Origin of the sequence: Sphingomonas olei, assembly GCF_045369765.1 — a bacterium.
Lineage (GTDB): Bacteria > Pseudomonadota > Alphaproteobacteria > Sphingomonadales > Sphingomonadaceae > Sphingomonas > Sphingomonas panaciterrae.
Map to the genome: position 1 here is coordinate 1 of NZ_JBIQEU010000083.1, position 729 is coordinate 729.

General features: G+C 63.8%; 1 protein-coding gene. It reads left to right on the forward strand.

Annotated elements, in window-relative coordinates; genetic code table 11:
- Positions 1 to 118: 118 nt before the first annotated feature.
- Complete coding sequence (locus ACH0BU_RS18150) at positions 119 to 691, forward strand: recombinase family protein (RefSeq protein ID WP_007407197.1); 573 nt, start codon at positions 119 to 121, stop codon at positions 689 to 691.
- Positions 692 to 729: the final 38 nt, after the last annotated feature.

The window sequence follows — 729 nt, forward strand, 5'->3', positions numbered from 1 at the left end:
GCCAAACCGGCCTGTTCGACGTAAATCTACCCGGTAAAGAAAACTAGGGCAACATAGACCTGCCGATGACGACTTTCTTCCCAAACCGCGCCCGATCGGGGCGCCACCGGCCCTACGCATGAAAATCGGTTACGCCCGCGTATCGACCGCCGAGCAGAACCTGGACCTCCAGCGTGATGCGCTGAAGGCTGCCGGCTGCGAGAAGGTCATCACCGACAAGGCCTCCGGGGCGACTGCCGCTCGCCCTGGATTGGAAAAGGTGAAGGAGCTGCTTCGCGCCGGCGACACACTGGTGGTCTGGCGCCTCGACAGGCTCGGCCGCTCGCTCCGTGATCTGATCGGATGGATGACCTACCTCGACGAGGAAAAGGTCGGGCTGCTGAGCCTGCACGAGGCGATCGACACGACCACCACGTCGGGCAAGCTTACCTTCCACCTGTTCGGGGCATTGGCGGAGTTCGAGCGCAACCTGATCCGCGAGCGGACCCAGGCCGGTCTCACCGCAGCCCGCGCTCGCGGCAAGAAGGGTGGCCGGCCGGCCGCACTCGGCAAGGACAAGCGCGACCTGGCCGTCAGGCTCTACCATGAGAACACGATGCCGATCGCCAAGATTTGCTCGATGCTCGGCATCTCCAAGCCAACACTCTACGCCTATGTGCGATCGGCCGAGACCAAGCCGGTAGCCGCGTAGCGACGCTCGCCGACAAATAGCGCGATCAGAATGCCGCC